Here is a 5,168-nt window from a genome sequence, read left to right as displayed (position 1 = left end):
GTCCTGGCCTCCCCCGACTCCGACATCGGCCTCGTCGGATACGAGATGGCCCTGCTCGTCGACCGCGCCGGCGCCGTCCTCACCCCCGCACTCCGTGCGGAACTCCAGGGCAGTCTCCTGCACTGAGCGGCTCCGCGCGGTTCTTCCCCACCTGTCCCACCTCCCCGCCGGGTCCGACCCGACCGGACCCGGCGTTCCACCCTCAGCTACCCTCAGGCAGCTGATTTCGCCTCAGCTGGCATCACCCCAGCTGGAACCGGCTGCCCCAGGCTGCAGCACAAGGAGGACCCATGACCCCGCCTTCGACACCCGCCGGCTACGGCAACGGGTACGGCAGCGGCTACGGCGGGCAGCAGTCCGACGGCTACGAGCAGCAGCCGCTGGTCCGCCCGTACGCGATGACCGGTGGTCGCACCCGGCCCCGGTACCAGCTCGCCATCGAGGCGCTGATCTCGACCACCGGCTCCGCCGAGCGGACCGGTGGCCTGCTGCCCGAGCACTCCCGGATCGTCAACCTCTGCCGGGAGGTCAAGTCCATCGCGGAGATCTCCGCGCTGGCCGGTGTCCCGCTCGGTGTCGCCCGCATCCTCGTGGCCGACCTGGCCGAGGCCGGTCTCGTCGCCATCCACCAGCCCGCCGCCGCGGGCGAGTCGGGCGGAACGCCCGACGTCACGCTGCTCGAAAGGGTCCTCAGTGGACTTCGCAAGCTCTAACGGAGCCACCCGTGCCACGACGTCCGCGAAGATCGTCGTCGCGGGCGGCTTCGGTGTCGGCAAGACCACGCTCGTCGGCGCCGTCTCCGAGATCAACCCGCTGCGCACCGAGGCCGTCATGACCTCGGCCTCCGCCGGGATCGACGACCTCAGCCACGTCTCCGGCAAGACGACCACCACCGTCGCCATGGACTTCGGCCGCATCACCCTCGACGAGGACCTGATCCTCTACCTGTTCGGCACCCCCGGCCAGGACCGGTTCTGGTTCATGTGGGACGACCTCGTCCGCGGCGCCATCGGCGCCGTCGTCCTCGTCGACACCCGCCGCCTCGCCGACTGCTTCCCGGCCCTCGACTACTTCGAGAACAGCGGCCTGCCCTTCGTCGTCGCCCTCAACGGCTTCGACGGCCACCAGCCGCACACCCCCGACGAGGTCCGCGAGGCCCTCCAGCTCGGCCCCGACACTCCGGTGGTCACGCTGGACGCCCGACGCCGCGACAGCGCCAAGAGCGCCCTGATCACCCTGGTCGAGCACGCCCTCCTCGCCCGGCTCCGCTGAGCGCAGCCCCAGGTCGGCAGCCCCGGTACCCCGTCGGCACGGCGGGGTACCGGGGCGCGTCCGCTTGCGGGGAGGTGTCCTCCGGGCCCCTCGCGCAAGACCCCCGCATAAGCAGCGGATAACAGTTCGGTAGGCATTTCGTGATCAACAATGACTGTTTGTAGCGAATCAGCGTCGCTCAGCGCCAGAAGACCACAGTTTTGCGACGGCATGTCGGCGAATGTCCTAAATTGTGCCGGACACATCGTCTACCAGCAGCTGTTTGTCCCCCATCCCTGCACGTGCTGAAATTCCAGCTACCCCTGATTCCCATACGGCCGCCGTTCCCCGGAGCGGGCGGCCCGTCGGGGGTAGCGCTGGATTGATCCATGGCCGGTCTGTCGGCCGAGAGGTTGTTGTCGAGTGAGGCGTAAGCAGCAGGTCGCCCCGCAGCGGCGCTCCGAGCCCCGCCAGAGCGAGCCGAACGTCACCGCACCGGAACCGGGCGGGTTCTCGGCGTTCACCCCGACCGAGGAACGGCCGCAGCCCGCCCTGCAGTCACCCGCACCCGGCAAGGACCGCGCGAGCGGTCCGGCCGCGGGCGACTCCGGCGGCAAGGGCGGCGGCAGGGGCGGCTCCCGGTACGACTTCCTGCGCCCGCGCAACTGGCGCGTGCCGGCCCGACTGATCGCGATCCTCCTGATCCCGGTCGTCATCGGCCTGGTCTTCGGCGGCCTCCGCGTCAACACCTCGATCGACGGCTTCGTCAAGGCCGACCGCGCCCAGCGCACCGCCGCCCTCGCCAAGGCCGCCACCGAGCTCGCCGAGGCACTGGAGAGCGAGCGCGACAAGACGCTCATACCCCTGCTCACCAAGCAGGACCCGAACAACGACGTCACCAAGGCGCGCTCGACCACCGACGCCGCGCTCAAGGCGTACAACGCCGCCTACGAGGCCAGCGACAAGTCCGGCGAGCTCCCGCGCCGCCACGAGGCCTTCCAGCGCGTCGCCATCTCGCTCCCGCACCTGCGCGAGAACGCCTACAAGCCCGAGCTGTTCGCCTCCGCGACCGCGTCCGCCTACTCGGTGATGTTCGCGCCGCTGCTGGCCTACGACAACTCGGTCGGCCTCGGCTCCACCAACCTCACCAGCACCGGTCGCTCGATCTACGCGATGTCGCTGGCCAAGGCCTCCGCCTCGACCCAGCGCGCGCTCATGCTGCACCTGCTGGTCGGCATCTCCGCCCAGGCGACCACCCGGTGGGAGAACACCGACCTGATCCAGCAGCTGCTGGTCGCCCAGCGCCTGGAGCAGACCGCGCTCTCCGAGTTCAACACCGGCAGCGCCCCCGAGGACGCCCGGATCTACGCGGACGCCCAGGTCGCCCAGGCCAACGCCGACCAGCGCGCCGCCTACCGGATGCCCAACGGCAGCGTCCCGACCATGGGAAGCCTGCTCAACCTCGGCGCCGCCTACAGCCAGGCCGCCGCGCTGGGCCAGTCGCAGGGCAAGGACTTCGCCGACAAGGCGTACAAGGAGGCCAAGGACTCCGGTCTGACCCCGGAGAACTGGAACCAGGCCGCCAACACCCACATCGCCAGCCTCCGCGCCACCGAGGTCGCGCTGCTGGACGAGGTGCTCCAGGACTCCGCCGACCTGCGTGACAACGCGCGGTTCGACGCCATCCTCAACTCGCTGATCGTGCTCGCCGCGCTGATCATCGCCGCCGTGCTGACCGGCTACGTGGCCCGCTCGATGATTCTCGGCATGCGCACCCTGCGCAACGCCGCCCTCGACATCGCCGACCACCGACTGCCCGACCTGGTCGAGAAGCTCTCCAAGACCGACCCGGACCGGGTGGACACCAACGTCACCCCGATCCCGCTGTACGGCAAGGACGAGATCGGCGAGGTCGCCCGCGCCTTCGACCAGGTCCACCGGCAGGCGGTCGCGCTCGCCGCCGAGCAGGCCCTGCTCCGAGGGAACGTCAACGCGATCTTCACCAACCTGTCGCGCCGCAGCCAGGGCCTGATCCAGCGCCAGCTGGCGCTGATCACCGACCTGGAGAACAACGAGGCCGACCCGGACCAGCTGGAGAACCTCTTCAAGCTGGACCACCTCGCGACCCGTATGCGCCGCAACGGTGAGAACCTGCTCGTCCTCGCGGGCGAGGAGGCCGGCCGCCGCTGGAACACCCCGGTCCCGCTGGTCGACGTGCTCCGCGCCGCCGCCTCCGAGGTGGAGCAGTACGAGCGCGTCGAGCTCGCCGGCATCCCCGAGGCCGAGGTCGTCGGCGCCGCCGTGACCGACCTCGTCCACCTGCTCGCCGAGCTGCTGGAGAACGCCACTTCGTTCTCCAGCCCGCAGACCCGGGTGCTGGTCAACGCGACCCGCCTGCCGGACGGCCGGGTGCTGGTCGAGATCCACGACAAGGGCATCGGCCTCACCGCCGAGGACTTCGCCGAGATCAACGAGAAGCTGGCCGAGCCGCCCACGGTCGACGCCACCATCTCCCGCCGCATGGGCCTCTTCGTGGTCGGCCGGCTCTCCCAGCGGCACGACATCCGCGTCCAGCTCCGCCCCTCCGGCGAGTCGGCCGGCACCACCTCGCTGGTCATGCTGCCGCCGTTCGTCACCCAGATGGCCGCGGCGCCGGAGCCCGAGGAGCAGTTCACCGTCTCCCGGATCTTCGCCGACCAGGAGCCGGCCGCCGATGGCTGGGCCCCCGACCGCGGCCAGGCCCGCAGCGCCGCCGAGCTCGGCTTCGACGACCACCTCACCGGCCTCGGCCACGCCGGCTCCAGCGGCTTCAGCCCGGCCCTGGAGGCCGTCCAGCGCTCGCAGCGCCTGGACGAGGTCCGCCGCGCCGCGCTGGAGTCCGGCCCGCAGGCCGACCAGCCGCCGGTGCTGGACGTCGAGGTCGAGGAGGACTACCCGTCCTACGGCCGCCGCGACGACGAGGGCTACGCCCAGGACGACCGGTACCCGCAGCAGGGCTACGAGCAGTCCGGCTACGCCGACGACCAGTACGGCTACCAGCAGCAGGACGAGTACGGCCAGGACGGCGGCTACGACGCCGGCTACCAGCAGCAGGACGGCTACGGCCAGTACCCGCAGCAGGGCTACGACCAGTACGGCTACCAGCAGGACGGCGGCTACGACGGCTACGCCGAGGACGGCCAGTACGGCCGCCAGGCCGACGAGGCCCCGTCCGGCCACCCGTACGCCCCCGAGCAGCCCGCCCTCCCGGCCGCCGACCCCGGCCCCGCCACCCTGCCGTCCGGGCTGCCGCAGCGGCGCCCCGGCCAGCAGCTGGCCGGCGGCGGCTTCCCGTCGGACCAGGCCAACGGCGGCGAGACCCCGAACTGGTTCGCCGGCGCCAAGGACACCTCCTCGACCGCCGCCGAACCGCGCGGCCACGACGTGTCCGCCCTCGGCGGCTACGGGCCCACCGGTCCGACCGCCGCCGGCGCGGCCTGGCAGTCGCCCAACGACGGCGACTGGCAGCGCGCGGAGAAGCTCCGCGAGCCCTCCTCCGGCGGGACCACCCCGTCCGGCCTGCCCCGACGGGTGCCCAAGCAGAACCTGGTGCCCGGCAACGCCAAGCCCACCCCGCAGGACGGGCCGCAGGTCTCCCGGACCCCCGAGGAGGTCCGCGGTCGCCTCACCAACCTGCGCCGCGGCGTCGAGCAGGGCCGCAGTGCCGGTGGCACCGGAAGCTTCCGGATCGACCCCGATCAGGTAGACCAGTCCGGCAACGGACAGCAGAATCGCAGCACCGATCTCTTCGGCGGCTCGAACCACCAGGAGCGTTGAGTTGAGTCAGATGAGCCAGGCCGCACAGAACCTGAACTGGCTGATCACCAATTTCGTGGACAACACCCCCGGGGTGTCGCACACGGTGGTGGTCTCCGCGG

General features: G+C 71.4%; 3 protein-coding genes and 2 pseudogenes. All 5 read left to right on the top strand.

From position 1 onward, the window contains the following. Positions 1-126, top strand: a pseudogene (locus AB0N76_RS39030) (roadblock/LC7 domain-containing protein); the annotation flags it as partial. A 164-nt stretch (positions 127-290) separates the two neighbouring features. Then, positions 291-713, top strand: coding sequence for a DUF742 domain-containing protein (locus AB0N76_RS39025; protein ID WP_363565608.1), 423 nt, complete (start codon positions 291-293; stop codon positions 711-713). Beyond that, a complete protein-coding gene (locus AB0N76_RS39020; RefSeq protein WP_363565607.1) occupies positions 694-1,272 on the top strand; it encodes an ATP/GTP-binding protein in 579 nt (192 codons plus the stop codon). Before AB0N76_RS39025 ends, AB0N76_RS39020 begins: the two co-directional genes overlap by 20 nt. A 402-nt stretch (positions 1,273-1,674) precedes the next feature. After that, a complete protein-coding gene (locus AB0N76_RS39015) occupies positions 1,675-5,067 on the top strand; it encodes a nitrate- and nitrite sensing domain-containing protein (protein WP_363565606.1) in 3,393 nt (1,130 codons plus the stop codon). 10 nt (positions 5,068-5,077) lie between these two features. Continuing rightward, a pseudogene (locus AB0N76_RS39010) lies at positions 5,078-5,168 on the top strand (roadblock/LC7 domain-containing protein); the annotation flags it as partial.

The organism is Kitasatospora sp. NPDC093806 (assembly GCF_040683335.1).
Taxonomy (GTDB): domain Bacteria; phylum Actinomycetota; class Actinomycetes; order Streptomycetales; family Streptomycetaceae; genus Kitasatospora.
Note: the sequence above shows the minus strand (reverse complement) of the source record. Positions and strands in the feature narration are given on the sequence as shown.